Origin of the sequence: Arthrobacter cryoconiti (assembly GCF_020905375.1) — a bacterium.
GTDB classification, from domain to species: Bacteria; Actinomycetota; Actinomycetes; order Actinomycetales; family Micrococcaceae; genus Specibacter; species Specibacter cryoconiti.
Genome location: NZ_JAJJBU010000004.1, coordinates 63,585 through 86,929 on the forward strand (window position 1 = coordinate 63,585; position 23,345 = coordinate 86,929).

Annotated in this window: 21 protein-coding genes; 19 read left to right on the plus strand and 2 right to left on the minus strand. The window is 59.0% G+C overall.

Going from position 1 to position 23,345, the window contains the following annotated elements:
• Positions 1-90: 90 nt before the first annotated feature.
• The 3 genes from LOH53_RS03300 (at position 91) to LOH53_RS03310 (ending at position 4,013) form a co-directional block, all read left to right on the plus strand.
• Positions 91-1,458 carry a flavin monoamine oxidase family protein gene (locus LOH53_RS03300; RefSeq protein ID WP_230066393.1) on the plus strand — a complete coding sequence of 456 codons (1,368 nt, stop codon included), beginning with the start codon at positions 91-93 and terminating at the stop codon, positions 1,456-1,458.
• Positions 1,459-1,551: 93 nt separating this feature from the next.
• A complete protein-coding gene (locus LOH53_RS03305) occupies positions 1,552-2,484 on the plus strand; it encodes a universal stress protein (RefSeq protein WP_230066309.1) in 933 nt (310 codons plus the stop codon).
• Positions 2,481-4,013 carry an APC family permease gene (locus LOH53_RS03310; RefSeq protein ID WP_230066310.1) on the plus strand — a complete coding sequence of 511 codons (1,533 nt, stop codon included), beginning with the start codon at positions 2,481-2,483 and terminating at the stop codon, positions 4,011-4,013. The genes LOH53_RS03305 and LOH53_RS03310 overlap by 4 nt, the downstream gene beginning before the upstream one ends.
• A gap of 103 nt (positions 4,014-4,116) precedes the next feature.
• Here LOH53_RS03310 and LOH53_RS03315 read toward each other — a convergent pair whose 3' ends face one another.
• Positions 4,117-4,479, minus strand: a complete 363-nt coding sequence (locus LOH53_RS03315; protein WP_230066394.1) for a DUF5997 family protein — start codon at positions 4,477-4,479, stop codon at positions 4,117-4,119.
• 89 nt (positions 4,480-4,568) lie between these two features.
• Between LOH53_RS03315 and LOH53_RS03320 the strand changes: the two genes are divergently transcribed.
• The 12 genes from LOH53_RS03320 (at position 4,569) to LOH53_RS03375 (ending at position 16,105) form a co-directional block, all read left to right on the plus strand.
• A complete protein-coding gene (locus LOH53_RS03320) occupies positions 4,569-5,387 on the plus strand; it encodes a LysR family transcriptional regulator substrate-binding protein (protein WP_230066311.1) in 819 nt (272 codons plus the stop codon).
• 331 nt (positions 5,388-5,718) lie between these two features.
• Entirely contained in the window at positions 5,719-6,885 is a 1,167-nt protein-coding gene (locus LOH53_RS03325) for a branched-chain amino acid ABC transporter substrate-binding protein (RefSeq protein WP_230066312.1), read from the plus strand.
• A 103-nt stretch (positions 6,886-6,988) separates the two neighbouring features.
• Positions 6,989-7,882, plus strand: a complete 894-nt coding sequence (locus LOH53_RS03330; RefSeq protein WP_230066313.1) for a branched-chain amino acid ABC transporter permease — start codon at positions 6,989-6,991, stop codon at positions 7,880-7,882.
• Positions 7,883-8,947: a branched-chain amino acid ABC transporter permease gene (locus tag LOH53_RS03335; RefSeq protein WP_230066314.1), complete on the plus strand. Its 1,065-nt coding sequence runs from the start codon at positions 7,883-7,885 to the stop codon at positions 8,945-8,947.
• Positions 8,944-9,774 (plus strand): ABC transporter ATP-binding protein, encoded by an 831-nt coding sequence (locus LOH53_RS03340; RefSeq protein ID WP_230066315.1) that lies wholly within the window; start codon positions 8,944-8,946, stop codon positions 9,772-9,774. The genes LOH53_RS03335 and LOH53_RS03340 overlap by 4 nt, the downstream gene beginning before the upstream one ends.
• Before the next feature lie 5 nt (positions 9,775-9,779).
• Positions 9,780-10,484: an ABC transporter ATP-binding protein gene (locus tag LOH53_RS03345; protein WP_326832730.1), complete on the plus strand. Its 705-nt coding sequence runs from the start codon at positions 9,780-9,782 to the stop codon at positions 10,482-10,484.
• Between the two features lie 186 nt (positions 10,485-10,670).
• Positions 10,671-11,576 (plus strand): dihydrodipicolinate synthase family protein, encoded by a 906-nt coding sequence (locus LOH53_RS03350; RefSeq protein WP_230066317.1) that lies wholly within the window; start codon positions 10,671-10,673, stop codon positions 11,574-11,576.
• A 10-nt stretch (positions 11,577-11,586) separates the two neighbouring features.
• Positions 11,587-12,588: a proline racemase family protein gene (locus LOH53_RS03355; RefSeq protein WP_230066318.1), complete on the plus strand. Its 1,002-nt coding sequence runs from the start codon at positions 11,587-11,589 to the stop codon at positions 12,586-12,588.
• On the plus strand, positions 12,585-13,862 hold the full coding sequence (locus LOH53_RS03360; RefSeq protein ID WP_230066319.1) for an aconitase X: 1,278 nt from the start codon (positions 12,585-12,587) through the stop codon (positions 13,860-13,862). Before LOH53_RS03355 ends, LOH53_RS03360 begins: the two co-directional genes overlap by 4 nt.
• Before the next feature lie 82 nt (positions 13,863-13,944).
• Positions 13,945-14,403, plus strand: coding sequence for an aconitase X swivel domain-containing protein (locus LOH53_RS03365; protein ID WP_230066320.1), 459 nt, complete (start codon positions 13,945-13,947; stop codon positions 14,401-14,403).
• Positions 14,404-14,418: 15 nt separating this feature from the next.
• A complete protein-coding gene (locus LOH53_RS03370) occupies positions 14,419-15,372 on the plus strand; it encodes an ornithine cyclodeaminase family protein (RefSeq protein ID WP_230066321.1) in 954 nt (317 codons plus the stop codon).
• A 64-nt stretch (positions 15,373-15,436) separates the two neighbouring features.
• On the plus strand, positions 15,437-16,105 hold the full coding sequence (locus tag LOH53_RS03375) for a GntR family transcriptional regulator (RefSeq protein ID WP_230066322.1): 669 nt from the start codon (positions 15,437-15,439) through the stop codon (positions 16,103-16,105).
• A 78-nt stretch (positions 16,106-16,183) separates the two neighbouring features.
• Here LOH53_RS03375 and LOH53_RS03380 read toward each other — a convergent pair whose 3' ends face one another.
• Positions 16,184-18,196: an HNH endonuclease signature motif containing protein gene (locus LOH53_RS03380; protein ID WP_230066323.1), complete on the minus strand. Its 2,013-nt coding sequence runs from the start codon at positions 18,194-18,196 to the stop codon at positions 16,184-16,186.
• A gap of 264 nt (positions 18,197-18,460) precedes the next feature.
• Between LOH53_RS03380 and LOH53_RS03385 the strand changes: the two genes are divergently transcribed.
• The 4 genes from LOH53_RS03385 to LOH53_RS03400 are packed head-to-tail and all read left to right on the plus strand — an operon-like array spanning position 18,461 to position 23,334.
• A complete protein-coding gene (locus LOH53_RS03385) occupies positions 18,461-19,630 on the plus strand; it encodes an NAD(P)/FAD-dependent oxidoreductase (RefSeq protein ID WP_230066324.1) in 1,170 nt (389 codons plus the stop codon).
• Positions 19,623-19,949, plus strand: coding sequence for a (2Fe-2S)-binding protein (locus LOH53_RS03390; protein WP_230066325.1), 327 nt, complete (start codon positions 19,623-19,625; stop codon positions 19,947-19,949). Before LOH53_RS03385 ends, LOH53_RS03390 begins: the two co-directional genes overlap by 8 nt.
• Entirely contained in the window at positions 19,946-21,880 is a 1,935-nt protein-coding gene (locus LOH53_RS03395; RefSeq protein ID WP_230066326.1) for an NAD(P)/FAD-dependent oxidoreductase, read from the plus strand. The genes LOH53_RS03390 and LOH53_RS03395 overlap by 4 nt, the downstream gene beginning before the upstream one ends.
• On the plus strand, positions 21,877-23,334 hold the full coding sequence (locus LOH53_RS03400; protein WP_230066327.1) for an aldehyde dehydrogenase (NADP(+)): 1,458 nt from the start codon (positions 21,877-21,879) through the stop codon (positions 23,332-23,334). The genes LOH53_RS03395 and LOH53_RS03400 overlap by 4 nt, the downstream gene beginning before the upstream one ends.
• Positions 23,335-23,345: the final 11 nt, after the last annotated feature.

The window sequence follows — 23,345 nt, forward strand, 5'->3', positions numbered from 1 at the left end:
TGACGTCCGTTACAGTCTAATCTAAATGAACGTCATTCATTTAGTGAGCCGGATCACCTACGGTTTGCAGGAGAGGGAAACATGGCCAACATGCAACACATCGAGCGCGACGTCGTCATCATCGGGGCTGGTCCGTCAGGGATGAGCGCCGCACGCGAACTGCGCAAGGCGGGACTGAGCGTCGCCGTCGTCGAGGCGCGCGATCGTGTGGGTGGACGCACTTGGTCTAACACGATCGACGGTGCCTGGCTGGAAATCGGGGGCCAGTGGGTCTCCCCCGACCAGACGGCACTGATTGGCCTGCTCGATGAACTTGGGCTTGAAACATATTCACGTTACCGCGACGGGGACAGCGTCTATGTGGCTCCGGATGGGACACGAACCCGCTACACGGGAGAAATGTTTCCCGTCTCCGCCACCACTGAGGCTGCGATGAATCAGCTCATTGAGACCTTGGATTCGCTCGCGGGTGCCATGGATCCAGAAAAGCCGTGGGCTCATCCGCAAGCCCGTGAATTGGACATTATTTCCTTCCATCACTGGCTGCGGACCCAGTCCAGCGATGAAGAGGCCTGCAACAACATTGGGCTGTTCATCGCCGGAGGCATGCTCACCAAACCGGCCCATGCCTTCTCTGCCTTGCAGGCGGTGTTCATGGCCTCCTCCGCCGGCTCCTTCACCAACTTGGTGGACGATAACTTCATTCTCGACAAGCGCGTAGTGGGCGGTATGCAGGGAGTGTCGGTGAAGATGGCCGAAGAATTGGGGGAGGACGTCATCCTCAATTCCCCGGCCCGCACCATCCGCTGGGAAGAGACCTCGGAGGGCTACCGGGTGAGTGTTATTTCCGATAAGGCAACGGTCACCGCTAAACGCGTTGTCATGGCGGTTCCGCCGAACCTCTACAACCGCGTTTCCTTCGAGCCCGCCTTGCCGCGACGCCAGCACCAGATGCATCAACACCAGTCGCTGGGTTTCGTCATCAAGGTCCATGCCGTCTACGACACCCCGTTCTGGCGTGAGGACGGACTCTCCGGTACAGGATTCTCTGCTTCTTCGCTAGTCCAAGAGGTGTATGACAACACCAATCACGATGATCCTTGCGGCACCTTGGTGGGATTCATCTCTGACGAGAAGGCAGACTACGCTTTTACACTTTCTCCCGAGCAGCGCAAAAAGGAAATCACGTCTGCGCTCGCCGATTTCCTGGGGCCGAAGGCCGCTGAGCCTGTGGTGTATTACGAATCTGATTGGGGAACTGAGGAATGGACCCGGGGAGCCTACGCGGCCTCGTATGACCTCGGCGGGCTGCACCGCTACGGAGCAGACCAGCTCACACCGGTTGGTCCCATCCACTGGTCCTGTTCCGACTTGGCCGCAGAAGGTTACCAACACGTCGATGGTGCAGTCCGGATGGGCCAATTTACTGCGGCGAAGTTGATCGCGGAACTGGCCTAGAGTCCTGCACTTACGTGCGGCAGGGCTTCACCTTTAGCAATTATTTTTAGCAACTATTGCATTCTTTGACAATGACGTCCTGAGGAGAACCGTATGCGTTACGTAGTGGGATATACGGCCAATGCCCGTGGCGGCGATGCCGTCAACCTGGCAGTGGCCCTTGCACGTAGACAGGGCGCCTCTTTGGATCTTGTCATGGTGTTGCCGGCGGATTCGCCGTACAACGGTGTTTATCCGCCGGAAGCCGGTTTTAAGAGCATTCTGGCCGGCCAAGTAGCCGCATGGTTGGACGAAGGATTGGCCCTGATTCCGGCGGATGTGCCAGCCAAGGCACACATTTACCGTGGTGACTCCGAAGCGGGGGTACTCATCAATGCGGCGAGAGACCTCGGGGCGTCGGCCTTGATTATTGGGGCCAGCAGCGCAGGCTTGTTCAAGCGATTCAGTGTTGGCTCGGTGGCCAATGCGCTTTTGCACGCATCGCCGCTACCCGTGGTGCTGGCCCCCTCGGGGTACAGCCGCACCGAACCGATCACCCGCCTCACGTGCGCTGTGGGCACCCGCGTTGGGGCAGAAGGGGTACTGACGGTTGCCGTTGCGTCGGCCAAGCGCCGTGGTCTTCCCCTGCGGGTGGTCTCCCTCATTGCGCTGGGCAACAACGAAGCCGGTGCCACAGTCGAAGACGCCAAGGCTCATCTTCGCGCTGTGGTTGCTGCCAGCCAAGCTCTTCAGGGGAGTTCGCTGGAGAAACAAGCGATCGACGTCGTGGTGGGAAGTGGACGGACCATCGAGGATGCGGTGGATGCGCTCAACTGGAAAAAGGGTGAGATCTTGTTGATCGGCTCCAGCCGCCTGGCACACAACAACTCCATTTTCCTTGGCAGCACCGCCAATCGCATTTTGCGGGCACTGCCGGTTCCGATGATAGTGGTTCCCCGTAACTACGTGGGAAGCGCCGATGACCTGCTGCAAACTACCCAGATCCCCGTCGTTGACGCGGACGGACCACGTGAGGCGAAAAAATGACTTCTCCGGACACAGTAAAGAATGCCGCCGGCGACCACGGGCTCAGTGAAAAGGGTCTCAAGGCTGGTTCGGTAGGCCTGATTGGCGCCGTCGTCATTGGAATTTCCTGCATTGCACCGGCTTACACGCTGACAGCAGCGTTGGGCCCGACCGTTTCTGAAGTGGGGGTGCACCTGCCGGCCATTTTCTTGGTTGGTTTCATCCCGATGCTTCTGGTGGCACTTGGCTACCGTGAACTGAACAATGCCATGCCCGACGCCGGAACCTCCTTTACGTGGGCAACGCGCGCTTTCGGTCCGTGGCTTGGGTGGATGGGTGGCTGGGGCCTCATTGCTGCCACCATCATCGTCCTGTCCAACTTGGCCGCCGTGGCGGTGGACTTCTTTTACCTCATGCTGGCCCAAATATTTTCCAACCCGTCACTGGCCGATCTGACACGCAACTTACCGCTGAACATCGTCACAACACTTGTTTTCATTGCTGGCGCCTGTTGGATTTCTTACCGGGGGATGGAGACCACTAAGGCATTCCAGTACATTCTGGTGGCGTTCCAGTTGGTGATCCTGGGCTGGTTCTCCATTGCCGCCTTCGCCCATGTTGCCAATGGAACCGCGTTTGATGCCACGGCGATCTCGCCAGACTGGTTCAACCCCTTTGCCGTCGGCTCATTCTCGCAATTCGCGGCCGGGGTGTCCTTGTCCATTTTCATCTTCTGGGGCTGGGATGTGACCTTGACAATGAATGAGGAAACGAAAAACCCCAAAAAGACTCCGGGACGGGCGGCCACCGCAACGGTGGTGGTGATTGTGCTTATCTACATGACGGTTTCTCTGGCCACGTTGTCCTACGCAGGGATCGGGGAGACGGGGCTTGGCGCCGGGAACCCAGAGAATCAGGGCAGCATCTTTGCCGTCCTCGCCGGACCCATCATGGGACCGTTTGCAATTTTGATGTCGCTGGCCATTCTAAGTTCCTCCGCAGCTTCGCTGCAGTCCACGTTTGTCTCACCAGCTAGGACGCTGCTGTCCATGGGTCATTACCGCGCCCTGCCGAAGAGTTTTAGCAAGATCAGCCCCACTCATAAGTCGCCGGGCTATGCAACGATCGCGGCCGCTATTGCCGCTGCTGGCTTCTACATCGTCACCCGGACACTTTCAGAGAACGCGTTGTGGGACACCATTACGGCATTGGGGATGATGATCTGCTTCTACTACGGCATCACGGCGCTGGCGTGCGTTTGGTATTTCCGTGCTGAAGCCTTCCACGGGGTGCGCAACTTCCTGTACAAGTTCCTGGCTCCACTTATAGGCGGCGTGATCCTGCTCGTCATGTTCATCAAGACCGCTTACGATTCGATGGATCCGAGTTACGGTTCTGGCTCCAATATTGCCGGACTGGGCATGGTGTTCATTCTGGGCGCCGGGGTAATTCTGCTCGGTGTGGTGCTGATGTTCTTGATGTATCGGCGTCATCCGGAGTTCTTCAAGGGCGAAGTCCTCAGTCGCAGTAGCCAGATCTACAATCCCTAGACGGTTCCAGGGCCATTAAGCACCGACGGCGTGCCGTACTGGCGAGGGCGTGTGTACTTTCACGCGCCCTCGCCAGTACGGCACGCCGTCGCCTTGTTTGCTACTAGGACTTCGGGCGTTTAGCCGCTTCGCGCTCCTTGGCCAACTTGGCTTCGGCCCGGGCGGTTGCGTGCACGGCGCGCTCCTGGACCAGCCATGCCGGCGGGCTCTTGAGGAGCTCGGTGATCTCCGACGTCGTCAGTGTTTCCGTAACCTCGGAACGGTTCAGCCCGCCAATTGAAATGTTCAGTTTCTGGGCAACAACCTGGCGCGGGTGCGGGCCGCTGCGGCGCAGCTCGGCCAGCCATTCTGGCGGGTTCTCTTGAAGAGCTTTGAATGCCTCATGGGTCAGCGCGTTTTCCTGGAAATCAGTGGGGGCGGCAGGCAAATGGATGCCCAGCTTCTTAGCCGCAGTGGCGGGCTTCATGGCTTGGGATGAGGGTTCAATGGTCATCCTCCAAGGGTACCGGTGCAAAGACAGTGGTTTGCGGGAATACAGTGCGTTAGGGTGAACAAGTGCCAGAATCCCGCGAACTTAAAGTAACCTTTGTCCCTGGTGTGACTCCCGGAAAATGGATCCACCGGTGGGAAGAGCGGATGCCGCAGGTGAAACTGCTGGCTGTCCCCGCCACTGAGTCAGGGCAGCTCGACGCCGTTCGCGCAGGAACCGCCGACATGGCCTTCGTCCGTTTACCAGTTGAAAAAGACGGCCTAAACGTCATCCCGCTCTATACCGAATTGTCAGTGGTGGTGGCACCTAAGGACCATCCGATTGCGGCGTTTGAGGAGATTGACGTCGCGGAACTCGCCGATGAGTATCTGCTCGCGCACCCGGAAGACTTCCCGCAATGGCGCGACGTCTCCTCTGAAATTCGGGAGGGAACGCGCAAACCGCTGCCAAAGATGCGCTCTGTAGAGGAAGCCTTAGACCTAGTGGAGGCGGGACTAGGCATCTTGATCCTGCCAATGTCCGTGGCTCGGCACTTCAACCGCAAGGAGTTGCGGGCTCGCATTCTCACAGGTGTTGACGAATCAGGGATCGGATTGGCATGGCTGCGCGCCGATAAGCCGCTGGCGGACGATTTTGAGACTGTTATAGAGGAGTTCATTGGCGTAGTTCGCGGGCGCAGTGCCAATAGCTCCCGGCAGCCGTCGGTGTTGGCCAAACAGGCCGAAGCCCCCAAGAAAGGCTCGAGTACCTCGCGGACAAGTACCAACGGTAAGGGGGGCGGTAAGGGCGGGGCCGGTAAAGGTGCCGCCAAGAGCGGCCTGCACCTTCGTGGGGGTGGACGCCCTGGAGGTAAGGCGCGTGCACAAAAACGAGGACGACGCTAGCGGACCCCTGTTGTTTGGGATAGCAAAGGTTAGTTGCGGTATCAATGAACTGTCAGGCTGCTGCGGGCAAGCCCTCAGCAGGGACGCACTGTTCTAGCGTTCCTTTGCCCTAGGTGCAAGGCGCGGACGGCGACATGGCGTCTCTAGCGCCGTTGGTTTCAGTCCGGTCTCGATTGTTCGCCTAGCCCGAAACATCGTTGACACGGCTGAACGTAACATGTCATATTTTACACATCAAGACAGTGTGATCTATCTGACAGTAGCTGCCGTGACGGTGTTTGTGCGTCGCGTTTTTGGCTTGCATGTTGTCACGTCAAAGGAGATGCAGACAATGAAACTTCGAATTCCCAAGGTATTTGCTGTGGGCGCAGTGGCCGCAGCCATGCTCGCCACTACCGGGTGTGGCGGCATACTTGGCGGTGGAGGGGACAAAACGGCGGATTCAGGGCCGATCAAAATTGCCGCCGTTATTCCGATGTCCGGTTCTAGTGCACCTACCGGCGTGTACATGAAGAATGGCATGCAACTGGCCGTTAATGAGATCAACGCAAAGGGCGGGGTCCTGGGCCGCCAGCTCGCCTTGGACCTTGAGGATGGCGCTTGCGATCCCACTCAGGCTGCTGCTGCTGCCAACAAGGCAGTCTCCAACGGTGCGGTTATCTCCGTAGGTGGATACTGCTCGGGGGCCACGCTTCCGACGCTGCCCATCTTCTCCAAGGCCAATATCCCCATGATTATCCCTGCTGCCAACTCGCAGGACCTGGTCAATCAGAAGCTACCCAACGTTTTTTTGATTAATGGCACCGGCGTCCAGCAGGCGGCAGCGGCCGTGAAGTTCATGGTCAAGGACGGTATGAAGACTGTGGCTTTGGTGGATGACAACACCAGCTATTCAAAGGACATTGCCGCCGAGACGAAGAAGGACCTGGCGAGCGAAGGCAGTGTCAAGACGGCGTTGGCCACCTCGGTGACTGCGGGTGAAAGCGACTACTCCTCAGTGGTCCACGACATCATGGGTGCCAAGCCCGACATGGTTTACTGGACCGGCTACTACCAAGAGGGTGGGCTGATCATCAATCAGCTCAAGGCGGCTGGGTACCAGGGCAAAATTATGGTCGCTGATGGCAGCGTTGATCCGTCCCTCGTCACCATCGCTGGAGCAGCAAATGCCGAGGGTGTTCTCGCCACAATGACCCAGACCCCGGACACCATCAAGGGCGCCGAGACATGGATTGCCGACTACACCAAAGCGTTCGGTGCGGCTCCCGGGCCATACTCCACGCAATCCTATGACGCTGTCCGAGTGGCAGCCGAAGCCATGAAGCAGGCCAAGAGCACCGACGGCGATGCCGTAACCAAAGCCTTGACCGCCATCGATGGTTTCCAGATATTCTCCGGTCCGCTGAAGTTCACCCCCGAGCACACGCTAAGCAACGGTGGCTTCCAAATCCTTGCGGTCCAAGGTGGAAAGTTCGTCTTGAAAGATACTTTGAACTAAGACGTCTTGAGCTAATTTCTAGCAAGCAGCGGGCAGCCTAAACAACTGTCCGCTGCTTGGACCGCCCCTCACTGGAACCATTTTCACAGTCAAGGCAGGACGCATGACACAGCTGATTTGGAATGGCCTTTTCGTAGGCTCTTTTTACGCACTCATCGCCTTAGGCTATTCAATGGTCTACGGCATCATCAAACTTCTCAACTTCGCCCACGGTGACATCTACATGGTCGGCGCCTTCATAGGTTTCGCCGTGCTGAGTTCTGTTGGCGTCATACCGGCTTCCATGTCGATCACAGCTCTATTGATAGTGCTGTTGCTGACAATGATCATCACCGGCGGCATCGGAGTCGGTATTGAATACCTGGCCTATAGGCCGCTGCGAAACTCACCTCGACTGGCGGTGCTGATCACCGCAGTTGGAGCCTCCTTCACGCTGGAATACGGCGTGAGCGCAATCGCTGGCCCTAACCCAAAGGTGTTCCCCGTAAGGCTTGAAGGGGAAAGCTTCGACTTCCTTGGCGCCCGCATTTCCGCACCACAAATCGTGCTCATGGTCATTGCCGTGGTGCTAATGCTGAGTCTGAACTCCTACATCCAACGCACTTCCATGGGCCGAGCGATGCGTGCCATTGCTTTGGATCCCAAGGGGGCTCTCCTGATGGGGGTGAACGTCAACAAAATCATTACGTGGACGTTCTTCATCGGCTCCGCACTTGCCGGAGCCGCCGGTGTCATGGCTGGCGCCTACTACGGCAAGATCGACTTTTTGATGGGTTTCATCATTGGGCTAAAGGCCTTCACCGCAGCAGTCATTGGTGGCATCGGCAATATCAAGGGCGCCATGTTGGGCGGGCTACTGTTGGGCTTGCTGGAAGCTTTCGGTTCCCAGTGGCTCGGTGGCCAGTGGCGGGACGTCTTCACTTTTGGAGTTCTCATCGCATTCCTGACCTTGAAACCTACCGGCTTGCTGGGCGAACGAGTGACGGAGCGTGTCTAAATGAGTGAGAACGTAGACACAAGCCGCGCTCCGCGCCGCATCGGTAAGCCAGCGAGCCGCTTCTCACGTCTGTTTGAAAGCAAACAGCTTGGTTGGGGCGCCTTCGTGGTGGCAATAGTTTTCCCGTTTATCTTGGCCACGCCGTACGCCATGAACATTGGCACCACAGCCGTGATCTTCATCCTGCTCGCCTCAGGGTTGAACATTGTGGTGGGTTATTGCGGGCTTCTTGACTTGGGCTACATCGCGTTCATGGCAGTGGGAGCCTATACCTCCGGGATTGTTTCCAAGGCGTGGGACCTACCTATCCTGTTCACCATTCCTGCGGTGTTGGTTATGTGCATTCTGGCCGGGTTGATCATCGGTGGGCCCACTCTGCGTTTGCGCAGTGACTACCTGGCGATCGTGACACTTGGATTTGGTGAGATTATTCGGCTTACCGCTAACAATCTTTCCATCACGGGTGGGCCATCCGGGATCTATGGCATCCCAGGCATCGAACTTTTCGGCCTGAAACTTTCCGACTCGGTCCCGTTCTACTACTTCTGTGTGGTGGTGGTCAGCCTGCTGGTGTTGGGCTCGGCTCGGTTAGGGAAGTCCCGTTTAGGCCGGGCGTGGCGCTTTGTCCGCGAGGATGAAGATGCTGCCGAGGCCATGGGCATTCACACCTACAAGGTGAAATTGGCGGCTTACATCTTCGGGGCCATGTGGGGAGGTCTGGGAGGGATGCTGTTTGCTGCACACCTCTCCGCTATCTCTCCGCAGAGCTTCGTTTTCTTGCAGTCAGCACTTGTCTTGATGGCGGTCGTGCTCGGTGGCATGGGCAATACTCGAGGCGTGGTTGTCGGTGCCGTTGCTATCTCGCTCTTGCCTGAATTCCTGCGGGACATGGGAAATCTACGGTACGTGATTTTCGGCGTCGTGCTGGTAGCTGTGATGGTGCTGAGGCCCCAAGGTTTCTGGCCTAGCCGAGCTTTTGAGGTGGAACGCACGGACGGGGAGAGCGAGAACGCAGATCCTGGTCCGGGAGATTCCGTGAGCCCGGCGAAAGGTGGGACGCTATGAGTCCGCTATTGGAAGTCAATGAACTCCAGATCGCCTTCGGCGGGGTCAAGGCAGTCAACGGACTCACTTTTTCAGCCGACGCCGGAGAGATCGTCTCGGTGATCGGCCCGAATGGGGCGGGGAAGACGAGTGCGTTCAACTGCATCACCGGATTTTATAAGCCGGTTAGCGGCACGGTTTTGGTGGACGGGCAGGATATTACGGGCAAACGTCCGGCCGCCATTGCAGCAACCGGAGTCACTCGTACGTTCCAGAACCTGCGCCTGTTCCCGGATTTGACGGTGCTGGATAATGTTCGCGGTGGTATGCATTTATATGGCGGACAGAATTTTGTGGACGCCCTCTTTCACACTCCTCGGTATCGCAAGAGCGAGGCGTACTACACGGACGAGGCGCACCGTTGGCTGGACTTCGTAGGATACCGGGGAGGGCGAGGGATTCCCGTCCGAAATCTGGCTTACGGGCAGCAACGCCAAGTCGAAATGGCACGCGCCATGGCCCGCAAGGCCAAGCTCGTGCTTCTGGATGAGCCAGGGGCGGGTCTGAACCACTCCGAAAAACGCGAGCTACTTCAGTTGTGCCGCAAGATTCGTGACCTTGGTGCCGCCGTCGTACTGATCGAACATGACATGAGCGTTGTCATGGAGGTCAGCGAACGGGTGGTAGTTATGAACTTTGGTAAGGAAATTGCGGACGGGACCCCGGATGAAGTGAAAAAGAATCCACAAGTCATCGAGGCGTATCTTGGAAAAGCCGATGAACCGGCGGCTGATGAAGCGAAAGATGCTGCGGGCCGAGCGGAAAATCCGGACGGGGGCAAGCTCTGATGTCAATGCTCAATTTTGAGAACGTTGAAGTCTTTTACGGCAAAATTCAAGCCCTGCGCGGAATCGATATCCGGGTCGAAGAGGGCGAGATCGTGGCCTTGTTGGGTAACAACGGTGCTGGGAAAACCACAACGTTATCCGCGGCGTCTGCCATTGTGAAAGTCCACTCCGGCGCCATCAGTTTTGCCGGAGCAGACATCACGCGGGCCAAGCCGTGGGACGTGGTTAATGCGGGGCTCATCCATGTGCCCGAAGGCCGGCGAATCTTCTCCACCCTGTCCGTTCTGGAAAATCTCCAGTTGGGTGGGTATCTGGTCAAGGACCGTTCCGCCGTGCAAAAAAGGCTCAAGGACGTCTTTGAGCTGCTTCCCCTGCTAGCGCAACGGCGCTCGCAGCAAGGTGGAACGCTCTCCGGTGGAGAGCAACAGATGCTCGCGATTGGACGTGCGCTCATTGCAGGGCCGCGCATGCTGATGCTGGACGAGCCGTCTATGGGTTTGGCGCCGCTGATCGTCGCTCAGGTCATGGACGTTATCAAAGAGGTCAACGCCAACGGCACCACGGTGCTACTCGTGGAGCAAAATGCTCGTGCCGCTTTGAAGATTACGAGTCGTGGTTATGTCATTGAAAACGGTGTGACCACCATGACCGGGACCGGTGCTGAACTCATGGCTGATTCCCGGATCGTCGAGGCCTACCTCGGCGCATAGGGTTGGGGCTTCAACGGGGACCAGGGCACTACTGCGCTGGTCCCCGTTGGCGGCTTAAGTTCTGAGTTGGCGCTGCTGTGGCCACTTCTTCACTAGTATTATGTGACATTGTACTGATAGTGTGAGCGTTATCACTGCTCCTCTGGGGAGCCTGGATCACATTGCTTTTGGACAAAGGAGACCATCATGACAAGTCGCACTCAGCCCTGGCAGGGCATCCACGTCGCTACCGCTCTGCAGTTCACGGCCGACGGCGCCGTTGACTATGCGGCCTACGGTGAGCATGTCGCTTGGCTGGCGGCAAATGGCTGCGACGGCGTTTGCCCCAACGGTTCCTTGGGCGAATATCAGACGTTGACGCTCGAGGAGCGGGCGAAGGTCGTGGAGACGGCCGTTGCGGCCGCACCCGCTGGGTTTACCGTCATGCCGGGTGTTGCGGCCTACGGCGCGGATGAGTCCCGTCGCTGGGCCGAGCAAGCACGCGATGCCGGTGCCGCTTCCGTGCTGGCGCTGCCCCCTAATACTTTCAAGGCCGACGACGAAGCCGTCGTGGCACATTACCGTGAGGTCGCTAAGGCCGGGCTGCCGATCGTTGCTTACAACAACCCGTATGACACCAAGGTCGATTTGACGCCTGCGCTGCTGGCCCGCCTGCATGGTGAGGGCTTGATCGTGGCGGTGAAGGAATTTACTGGGGATGTTCGCCGTGCTTACGAAATTGCCGAGCTCGCTCCTGATCTGGATCTGTTGATCGGCTCCGATGACGTATTGCTAGAGCTTGGTCTAGCTGGTGCCGTGGGGTGGATTGCCGGCTACCCGAACGCGATCCCGGAAAGCACCGTGAAACTGTACAACCTGGCCACGAGTGGCGATGCCGCGGACATCATGGCAGCGCTTCCCATTTACCGTGACCTCCACTCACTGCTGCGCTGGGATTCCAAACCGGAGTTTGTGCAGTCCATCAAGCTCTCGATGGACATCGCAGGACGCAACGGCGGCGCCTGCCGTCAGCCTCGTCTGCCGTTGCCAGCCGAGCTAGCAGCGCGGATCACAGCTGACACCGAGGCCGTCCTGGCCAAGGGCTACAAGTAAAGGCCAATCAATGCGCTCCAAGCGTGTCTTTCATTCCGTAGAATCCCACACCGAGGGAATGCCCACCCGCGTCATCGTCGGCGGGGTGGGCACCATCCCAGGTGCCACTATGGCTGAACGCCGCCAGTGGTTCATGGAGAACAGCGACGACGTCCGCACCCTGTTGATGTGCGAACCGCGCGGTCACGCGTCAATGAGTGGGGCAATCTTGCAGCCCCCTACCCGGGCCGACGCCGACTATGGGGTCTTGTTCATTGAAGTCTCCGGGCTGTTGCCCATGTGTGGGCATGGCACCATCGGTGTGGCGACGGTGTTGGTGGAAACAGGAATGGTTGACGTGGTGGAGCCGGTCACTACGATTCGGCTGGATACACCTGCCGGGTTGGTGGTCGCTGAAGTCGCAGTGGAGGGTGGAAGCGCCAAATCCGTGACCATTACCAACGTGCCCTCCTTTGTTTTAGCGCTTGATCAGAGCGTGCAGGTGGAAGCCTTTGGTGAAGTGCATTACGACATGGCGTTTGGTGGAAATTTTTACGCCATCGTTGACCTGGATGAGCTGGGATTGCCATTTTCCCGGGTAGCCAAGGATCAGCTGCTGGATGCAGGATTGAAGATCATGGACGCCATCAACACCCAAAACATGCCCATCCACCCGGAGCGGGCGGACATCACGGGCTGTCACCACGTGTATTTGGCGGCTCCCGGATCCACAGCTCAGCATTCCCGTCATGCCATGGCCATTTACCCGGGCTGGTTTGACCGTTCACCGTGCGGCACCGGCACCAGTGCTCGGATGGCCCAACTTCACGCTCGTGGAGCGTTGGCGCTCAATACTGACTTCGTCAACGAGTCCTTCATTGGCACAGCGTTCGTAGGCCAATTAGTAGCGGAAACGACGGTGGCTGGGCTTCCCGCGGTGATCCCCACCATCACTGGACGGGCCTGGATTACCGGGACCGCACAGTATCACCTGGACCCGGAGGACCCTTTCCAAGCGGGATTCCTCTTGTGAGTGCCCCGGTACTCGTGCTCAGGAGCGAGGAGGCTGCCATGCTGTGCGGCGATCGTGGTAACGGCACCGCCATGGCCATGCGCATGGTGGTGTCACTAGCTGGCGTGTTGGGGGCGACGCGGCTCATACCCGTGACCAACGCGCACATTGATGGCTGTCTCTATCACGGGCAGGCGGGGCTCGATTTTGCCCAGAAGCTGGCCGGTCTTGGTGCGAAAGTGGCTGTTCCCACCACTTTGAATACCAGCTCATTGGACCTTTTGCACCCTGGCTTGGTAAGGCTGCCCCCGCAGGATGCCATCGACGCCCGGGCATTGATGGATGCGTACCGTGCACTTGGTGCCCGCGCGACGTGGACGTGTGCGCCCTACCAGTCCGTGGAGCGTCCGGGATTCGGCGAAGACATCGCGTGGGCGGAATCGAACGCGATCGTTTTCGCGAACTCTGTGTTGGGGGCACGGACCGAACGTTATGGGGACTTCATCGATATTTGTGCCGCTATCACCGGTCGAGTACCGCACGCCGGACTGCATCTGGAAGGGAACAGGGTGCCCACAGTGGAGCTTGACTGCTCGGCGTTGTCTGTCCGGATGTTGGGTGAGGAGGCCATCTGGGCCGCACTCGGTGACGTGGTCGGGCGCAGCTCGGGGTCCAGGGTTCCACTGCTGACGGGAATCAATCCAACTTTGGTGGACGAGGACAAACTCAAGGCATTGGGGGCTACCGCAGCGTCTTCCGGAGGAGTCGCACTCTTTCACGTAGCGGGTGTAACGCCTGAGGCGATTGCTGCCGCGGGGAATCCAGACTGGTTCGGTAAACCAAGGATTGCCATCACCGCGGCGATGTTGCGAGCGGCTCGCGATGAATTGACGACGGCGGACCCTTCAGCGCCGCTTGATGCCGTGGCTTTGGGCACACCGCACTTTTCCGTGCACGAATTTGAAAAACTCGCAGCTTCGCTTGAGGACTCAAGCGACTTCCATGCCGACTGCACGGTCTGGATCAACACTTCACGAGAGGTTTTGGCACAAGCGCGCGAAAAAGGCTTTGTGCAAGCTGCGCAGGAACGTGGTGCCCGCATCGTGGTGGACACGTGCACGTACATCACGCCCATCTTGGCACCGGAGGAGCGGACAGTGATGACGCCGTCGGGCAAATGGGCTTGGTACGCTCCCATGAATCTTGGCGTTGACGTGGTGTTTGGCACGTTGGGGGAATGCCTAGCCTCAGCTCGCGCCGGAAAGGTGGTGCGCGATGATCGCCAGTGGGAATGAAGGCGCTGGGGAAGGATCAATGGGGTCTGTTCCACCTCCGCCTGATCATAACCTCGCTGATGCAAAGCTGTGTGGTCAAACAGTGAGTGGTCAAACTATGCGCGGTCTAACTTTGTGCTGCGGTGATGGCTGCGGCGCGCTGCTGGCGTTGGATGAACCATTGTCTTTCTGGGGTGGCATGGATAGGAACACCGGCATGATCATTGACACCCACCATCCCCAGTCCGGAACATCGATGGCGGGAAGGGTTATCTTGATGGACGCCTCGCGGGGGTCGAGTTCATCATCGTCGGTGCTGGCAGAAGCGATACGTGCCGGCGTGGGCCCGGCCGCGATTTTGCTGCTGGTGCGAGACGCCATTGTGGCCTTGGGCGTGATGGCTGCTGCGGAGCTTTACGGAACATTCGTGCCGGTCGTCCTGCTCGACGCGGAACAGTCTCAAGTCCTGCACGCATCGGCGTCCGGCGTGCACATTTGCATAACGGCGCACGCGAGCGGACATGCCGACGTCGTGCTTTACTCACTTAAGAACCCCCACTGAACAGAAGGAGCCTCCATGGCCCTGCCATACATCGACGCCTCAGCTCTGAACGCGCTAATGTCCCCGACCGCGGCCGTCGCAGCTCTCGAGGAGGCTTTACGCGGTGGCCAGGACCCGGAATCGGATTCGCCGCGCCTGTTTGCGCCGCTGGCTACCGGGGAATTCTTGTTCATGCCAGCGCAGTCTGCCAAGTATGCGGGGGTCAAAGTGGTCACCGTGGCGCCGGAGAACCCCGCCAAGTCCCACCCCAAGATTCAGGGGACTTATCTGTTGCTCGATGGCGAATTTCTAACGCCGTTGGCGGCCCTTGACGGTGCCGAAATGACTCTGATCCGAACTCCCGCCGTGACCATTATGGCCGTCAAACACCTGCTGGCGTTGCGGGACGCGGATTCGGCGGGGAACGTGGTGGTTTTTGGCACCTCACTACAGGCGGATAGGCACATAGAGGCGCTGTTGGCTGTATGTGGAATCGACTCTCTGGTGGTGGTGGGTAGGCGTGCGGAGGCCGCGGCAGCGCTTGCTGACAGGTGGACGGAACGTGGGCTTTCGGCTAGGGCCGGTGAGCCGGCGGATGTTGCGCGAGCCGACGTCGTGCTGTGTGCGACTTCTTCATCGGTTCCGGTTTTTGATGGCGCTTTGGTCCAGGAATCAGCGGTGGTGGCGGCCATTGGATCTCACGGATTGGATGCGAGAGAGATTGATCCGGCCCTTGTATTAAGGGCTGAAGTGGTGGTGGAAGGGTATGGATCTGCTCTGCGTGAGGCAGGGGACTTGATTCCTGCGCGATCCGGACGGGAGTGGGAGGCGCGCGGGCTGGTGACACTGGCGGATCTTCTTAACGGACGTTTTGCGCCCGAGCCCGGCAAGCCGTTGCTGTACACCGGAGTGGGGATGTCATGGGAAGACATCGTGGTGGCCGGAAGGGCCTACGAACTCTTTACGGCAACAAGGGCTATCGTCGACTAAAATGTCATATTGTAGTGGACATCAAGTTCCACTTCCATTGCTTTATACGGGGAACGGAGGAGTCATGAGCTCCCTGGAACATTCGCACCTGACCATGGTCAAAAAGAATGTCAGCCTGCGCGAGACCGTTACCCAAGCTCTCCGGGCTGCCGTCATCTCAGGCGAAATGAAGCCTGGCGAAGTGTATTCGGCGCCGACCCTAGGTAAGCGGTTTGGTGTTTCCCCCACCCCCGTTCGCGAAGCCATGCTGGATCTGGCTAAAGAGGGACTGGTAGTTTCCTTGCCGAATAAAGGGTTTCGCGTCACGGAGGTTTCCGATGCGGACTTGGACGACATCACCGCCCTTCGACTATTGATTGAACCACCCACGGTTAGGGATGTAACTGCGCTCATCGACTCCGCCGGGTTGGTTCGACTACGTGAAATGGCGGACGCCATTGTCGAGTATGCCGGTGAGGGTGACTTGATTGCCTACACCGAAGCTGACCGTGCGTTCCACATCACCATCCTTGAGTACCGCGGAAACCGGAAACTCGTATCCTTGATTTCGGATCTGCGCGCACACACGCGTCTGCTGGGTCTTGCGCCGCTGGCCGCCTCAGGAAAGCTGCGGGAAATGGCTTTGGAGCACGTGGAACTCGTTGACTTGATAGGCGCCGGTAAAGCGAATGAAGCCCAGGCGCTAATGACCCGTCACATTGGGCACGTTCGTGGTGAATGGGCTAAGCACTGATACTTGAGCGAGCTGTTCGGGATTCAAGGGAACGGTTCGCGATCCAATTTGCCGCAAGGAAATGACGCCGGAGGCTCTTCAGCTGGTGACGAAGGGGACATGTGGACGGGATGCGGCGCTGCTAGGCTCTGCGGTTTCCGGTTCATGCAGGGCTCGATTGATGGTGCGGCTGATGCATTGCTTAATCCACTTGGGATAGCTGGGTGCCCGGGTTTCATTGTTTAGGGGCGGATGGTATTTGCCGGACGGTGATCGCCATCCGACTCGCCCGTCGGGTGTGGTGCTGGGGGTCCAGCCACGGAGTTTGATGGCCGCACGACTAGGGTCGCGATCGGTGCGGTAACGGCCGTGTCGATCCTTGTCGTCTTTGAAGTGTTTGAGAATGTGGTGGCGTTTGCACGCAGGTCTACGATTATCCGATGTGGACCTGCCGCCGTGGTCCCAGGAAGTGAGGTGGTCCAAATCGGTGTCCAGAACCGAGTTGGTGCAGCCGGGGAAATAGCAGCTGCCAGCTAGGGCGCGCAGAACAGCCTTCTCAACGTCGCGGCTCCGGTAGCGCTCCGGGTTCAAGTCCAGTGGTTTGTTGGACACGGGGTCGGTGAGAACACGCAGGAAAGTGCCACTATTGCCAAGGAGTTTGCGGGCGATCGATTCAGGGATAGGACCATAACCTGCCAGTTCTGCTGGTTCGTCAGTAATACCCAAGGCACCTAGGAACGGTACGGTGAGCAGGATCTGCGCTTCCGGGGAGGGTGGGTCCGCGATGACGGCGCCGTCGCGAATTGCATCCAACTGCTCAAGGTATTCCTGCAGTGGATCCTCTGGGATCCCGTCGACAATGCCGTCGACATAGCCTGAACCATCACTCGGTAGCGTCCCCACCAGTGGGCTATCACAGACCACGCCTACGAGTGGGCTCACGGTGCCGAAGTCCTGGCCCTCGGGAATGTGTTCGCTTCTATGCGCCCAATCCGGTACGACGCAGACCCCAAAATTCTCCGATGGCTCATTGTTGGGGGTTGGTGGGTCAAAAGGAGGGACGATGACGGAAGCGAATTCCTTTTCTGAAGGCGAGCGGTTGGGCCTTGGAGTGCTGATCTTTGAGGCCGTCGCCGTGGTGTCAGCTTTAGTCGGGAGGGGGTGTTGGCCTAGGAGGAGTGCCGCCGCGATGTCTACCCGAAGTTGGGACAGCGTCCGGTGCTCTCCAGCCCGGTGCTCTCCGCTGAGTCCGTTTTTACGGTGGTCGCCAGCTGCTTGGTACTTGAGGTTCCGGGCGCTGCGAGTGCAATTGACCCAGATGCCTTCAGCTGCCGGGGCTGGCAAATGCAGTGTCAGCCAAGACATCCCGTCCTTGCCGGGTTCAAGGATCATCTCACGCTTGGCATAGGCCAGTTTGGTACGAGTCACGAGGGATTCTGGATGGGTGGATTCCCTTGCCCGGCGTGCCTTTGACGCGAAGCCCGTGGCCGTCGTGTCAGGAGCCAAAGCGAGCAGGCGTTGCTCAAAACTGGCCGCCACGGCAGCGTCGAGACCGGGGGTCTCGGCCAAGATCGCTGACTCATCCATGATGATGACAGCATGTCGCCACGACAGCACACCGGCTTGTAGAGCTGTGTGCGTGTGCGGGTGACTAGCTATGAGTTCGGTGGACTGGTGGGCCAGGGCAGACGCAGTGCGCTCAGGCACACAAAGAGTGAGGGCAATGTCGGAACAAGTGGAAGAATCACTGATCCCTGTCTGCCACTGATCCAATTCCAGAGCCACAGCTTCCAAGCGGGAAGCGCACATCATTCGATCCACCACGGAAGCCTTGCACGCGGCAGTAGCGTCCTCTAACCGTTTCAGTTCGGCCAACGTGGCAAGCGCGGCGTCATACACGCCTCGCGCCACAGAGACTATTGACGCAGGTATTGGATCAGGCGTCGAGGCTGGCAAATATGCCGGTAGGCCGGTGAGGTCGGGATTGTCTGATCCGAAGGGTTCAATTGAAGGAAGAGCAATCGCGCGGATCACCGAAGCCACATCGACCGCCGCCACATCGCCCGTAGCTTCAGTAGCCTGATCCAGCGGCATCCTCTCCCAATTGCTCATATTGTCATTTTATCAAAATAGTATTCATTTAGATACAGTTATACGAACATTAGTTCTAATAATTCCGACGCGCTCTCCTCACTATTATTCGTGGCACGTGAGCAGGGTGAAGAGGTAAATCGCTTAGCGATGGTTTTGGGCGATGGCCCCGGGTAGCAGCCTCGAAGCATGGCGTCAGCCTCATCTTTTGGTGGTAGTGGCCGGATGCCAACTCCGAGGAGGAAAGTCCTTTTCTGAACGGGTAGTGTGTGACATACTACAGATATGAGCCTTCCCCAATCCGTTGACGTTGTGGTCATCGGCGCTGGTGCCGTCGGTGCGGCTTGCGCGTACTTTGCCGCGAAATCGGGACTGAAGGTCGCGGTCGTAGATAAGGGCGCCATTGCCAGCGGTACGTCAAGTGCGTGTGAGGGCAACATTTTGGTTTCTGACAAGGAAGCCGGGCCGGAACTGACGCTTGCTCAATACTCGCAGTCGTTATGGCGCGGTGAGCTAGCAGAATTCGGGCGCCTGTGGGAATTTGAGTCCAAGGGCGGCTTGGTGGTTTCGGCGAAGCCCGGAACGCAAGCCAACTTGACGCAGCTGGCAAGCCGACAGCGTGCCTGCGGGATCGACGTCGAACTTGTTCACGCGGATTATTTACATGACTTTGAACCCCGCCTCAACCCGGATATGGTCGGCGGCGCCTACTATTCGCAGGACGCTCAGGTTCAGCCAACTTTGGCGGCCGCCCACCTGCTCCGTCTGGCTCGAGGGATGGGAGCAACCGTGCACCCCGGCATGCGGGTCACCGGTTTTATCAGGAGCGGGGAAACTGTCACGGGAACGGTCACGGACCGAGGCACCATTTTCGCCAAGGCCGTTGTCAATGCCGCCGGGACGTGGGGCGGGGTCATTGCGGAACTAGCTAATGTCAACGTTCCAGTTCTGCCTCGCAAGGGTTATGTCATGGTGACCGAGCCGCTTCCCTTACTTGTTCGCCATAAAGTGTATGCGGCCGAATATGTGGACAATGTGGCAAGTTCGGATGCGGGCTTGCAGACCTCTCCAGTCGTGGAGGGGACCGGTGGCGGGACTATCCTGATCGGTTCCAGCCGGGAACGTGTGGGCTTCGATAAATCGTTCAGCGTCTTCGTGCTCGCGGAGATGGCACGCAAGGCGATAACGCTGTTCCCGTTCCTGCGGGACGTGAAGGCCCTGCGCAGCTATTCCGGGTTCCGGCCGTACTGCCCAGATCATTTGCCCGTCATCGGACCGGACCCGCGCGCGCCGGGCATGTGGCATGCGTGCGGCCACGAAGGCGCCGGAATTGGGCTCTCCGTGGGCACAGGTGCTCTGATAGCTGCATCGCTGACTGGGGCAAAAACCGACATGGATCTAGCGCCGTTTGCCCCTGAACGCTTCGAAAATCAGATGGAGGCAGCTCATGACTGAATTGCACTTGACCCTTGACGGTGCGCCTATGTCCGCGCGGCCGGGACAAACCGTCGGTGCAGCACTGAGCGATGCCGGCATTACCTCCTGGCGTACTACTCGCATGGGTGGGCGGCCCCGCGGGTTGTTTTGCGGCATTGGTGTATGTTTTGACTGCCTCATAACGGCCGACGGCGTGCCCAACCAGCGCGCTTGTCTCATCCCCGCCCGGGCGGGCATGGCCTTAGAGACAGGTCATGCTGGTGCTGGCCTGGCCGGCGACAGCTGGGCCGAGATGGAAGGCGGGAGTGCCCCCGCGGCTGGGAGTGGAGATTCATGAGTGACTCCACGAGCGTGTGCGTAAGCAAGAATTTTGATGTTGCCGTGGTGGGTGCCGGACCCGCAGGTTTGTCGGCAGCGGTTCACGGGGCAGAACATGGTCTCCGAGTAGTCCTGATTGACTCGAACTCTCAGCCAGGCGGTCAATTTTGGCGTCATGGCGAGGAATCTGAGGCAGCATCAGATGGCTCAGGTCACCACGACTGGAAACGCTTTGCTGACATGCGAGCCAGGCTCTATAAGGCGGAGTCTCGTGGAAACGTTCTCTATCTACGTAACACCATGGTGTGGCTCATTGAAACCGCTAATGGAGCTACGACGCTTCGATTGTCCCCGACGTCTGACGTCTACCCAGCTAGCAGGCCGGGTGTTGGGACAGAGCCGGGGAGTGATAAAACGCCGGATCCGGGCGGTGTGTCAGGGGCAGCCGGCACGTGGGGTGAAGGAACAGTGTCGGAATCGGCCGAAGGTTTGCACCTGGTCTCTGCTAATTGGGCAATTCTGTGCCCCGGAGGTTACGACCGCCAGCTGCCCATCCCAGGTTGGGATCTTCCCGGCGTTATGGCAGCGGGCGGCGTCCAGGCATTGCTGAAAAGCAGCGGAACAGCAGTTGGCAAGGTTGCTGTTGTGGCGGGAACGGGACCTTTCCTGCTGCCCGTTGCCACAGGGCTCGCGAAAGCCGGAGTGAAAGTTGCGGCGATTTGCGAAGCCAATAGTCCTACCGGATGGTTGCGGAACCTCCGTGGCGCCATCAGGGCACCAGGGAAGGCCCTCGAGGGTGGTGAATATGCGGTGCAGCTACTGAAGCACCGAATTTCATACAAGGTGCGTACTGCCGTTACGGAAATTCATGGTCGTGAACGGGTGGAATCGGTGACTCTGTCGAAGCTCGACGCAGACGGGGAAGTGGTGCCAAAAACTGGGCGACGCGTAGCGTGTGATGTGGTGGCGCTTGGCTGGGGTTTCACTCCCCAGCTGGATCTAGTGCTGGCCGCAGGAGGCAAAACGGACGTTGACGTCGACGGTTCTTTGATTGCCGTGGTGGACGTGCGGCTGAGAACTTCGGTGCCTGGGATCAGTGTTGCCGGCGAGGCAACCGGCGTGGGTGGAGCCGCCATGGCGGTTTTGGAAGGCGAGCTGGCCGCTCTTGACGCCGCACTCTGCATTGCTGGAGAAGCTGGAGAAGCTGGAGAAGCTGGAGAAGCTGGGGAGTCTGGGCGAGCCTGGCTGGCCGGCCCGGAAGCTGCAGCTCTGGAGAAGCGCATCATCGTTCTGCAACGCGATCGTGCCCGCTTGCGTGCTTTCGCAGTGGCAATGCACCTCGCCAACCCCGTCCCCGTCCGCTGGACAAGCTGGCTGACGCCGGACACGATTGTGTGCCGTTGCGAAGAGGTGAGTTATGGGGCTTTGTGTGCTGCTCACACAGAGCTGGGGGCTGCCGACGCGCGGAGTCTGAAATCGTTCGCCCGGCCCGGCATGGGTTGGTGTCAAGGAAGAGTTTGCGGATTCGCCACTTCTGAAATAGCTGCAGACTTTGCCGCTTGTGGCGACGGGCCACCGACGTCAAACCGTGAAGGTGCCACCCGAGGTAGCTTCAACGGTATCCCCAGCTCAGCCAAAGTAGAACGAGCAGAGAAGCCTGGACGCTCAGCCAAAGTAGAACGCGCAGAGAAGCCTGGACGCTCAGCCAAAGTAGAACGCGCAGAGAAGCTTGGACGCTCAGCCGAACCTGGACGCCCCGCAAAAGTAGAACGCCCACGCGCATCCGCCGCTGACGTGCGTTCCATGGCTAAGCGCACTCTCATCGCACCCATAAGTTTGGGGACGTTGGCCGATCTTGAGTGTTCACGAGGACCGACAGCCCCTATACCCGCCGAACCGACATCAACCTTTGACGAACCATCCACCTCCGACGAAGGGCTAGCAACATGAGCGCTATCGACACAACAACCAACGCGGAACTTGAAACTATCCTTGCCGCCTCTGACACCGCCGCCACACAGTGGGCGAAACGTCCAGCGACGAAGCGTGCTGAGGCCCTGACGTCGATGGCTGACGCGTTGGATGCCGCTGCCAGTGAGCTTGTCCCGATAGCTCAAGAGGAATCCAATTTGCCAGAAGGCAGGCTCAGCGGTGAGCTTAAGCGCACCACGTTCCAACTGCGTCTCTTTGCAGAGCTACTGACCGATGGCGGTTTCCTCGACGCCCGGATCGATCACGCCGATCAAGCGTGGCCCATGGGTGCCCGGCCCGACATCCGCCGTGTTTTGGAGCCGCTGGGTCCAGTGCTCGTTTTTGCGGCCAGCAATTTCCCGTTCGCCTTTAGCGTCGCTGGTGGGGACACTTGTTCAGCGCTCGCCGCCGGTTGCTCGGTAGTGGTCAAGGCACATCCCGGGCACCCACGTCTGTCCTCCGCCGTCGGGCGAGTAGCAGCGCAGGCACTTACTCAGGCTGGAGCGCCGGCCGGCCTGCTGCAACTGGTCTTTGGCACCCAAGTGGGCAAGGACGCGTTGTTGGATCCTCGCATCAAGGCCGGGGCGTTCACCGGGTCCATCCCTGGCGGCCGGGCCCTCTTTGACCTGGCAAATTCCCGCCCTGAACCAATCCCGTTTTATGGCGAGCTGGGAAGCGTGAATCCGGTCTTTGTCACAGCGGCCGCAGCGGCAGTCAGGGGTTCACAGATTGTTGCTGAGTTCGTAGCGTCTTACACGATGGGAGCCGGACAGTTCTGCACCAAGCCAGGTATTTTGCTGATCCCAGCGGCATCTTCCATGCTGGCGGAACTGGCCACTACGGCACGCCCCGACGCCGCCAAGTTGCTCAATGACCGTATCCAATTCGGTTACACGGAATCACTTGGCACTCTCCGCGGGCACAGCGCGGTGACTCCTTTGGGCGCCACGGAGGGTACAGTGGCGTCCCCTCCCGCCCCTGCTTTGAATGCCACATCCGCTGCGGAGATCTTGGCGGATCCCGCAGGCCTCATCACGGAGTGCTTCGGCCCCTCGGCCCTGGTGGCCACGTATGAATCCGAGGAGGAACTGTTGGCAGTAGCCCGCGCACTGGATGGACAGCTAACTGCCACCATTCAGGGCGAAGAAGCGGATGAGGTTGCCCCGGAACTGGTACGCATACTGGCGACGAAGGCAGGACGTGTTTTATGGAACCAATGGCCCACGGGAGTCTCGGTCACCTACGCCCAGCAACATGGCGGCCCGTATCCGGCAACCACGGCACCCACCACCACCTCAGTAGGGACGGCCGGGATTACCCGTTTCCTGCGCCCGGTTGCTTACCAGGGTTTTCCGTCCTATCTCCTCCCGGCAGCCTTGCAGGACGCCAACCCGCTAGGCGTGCCACAGCGCATCAACGGCCAGCTTGCCTAACTGATGCCGGG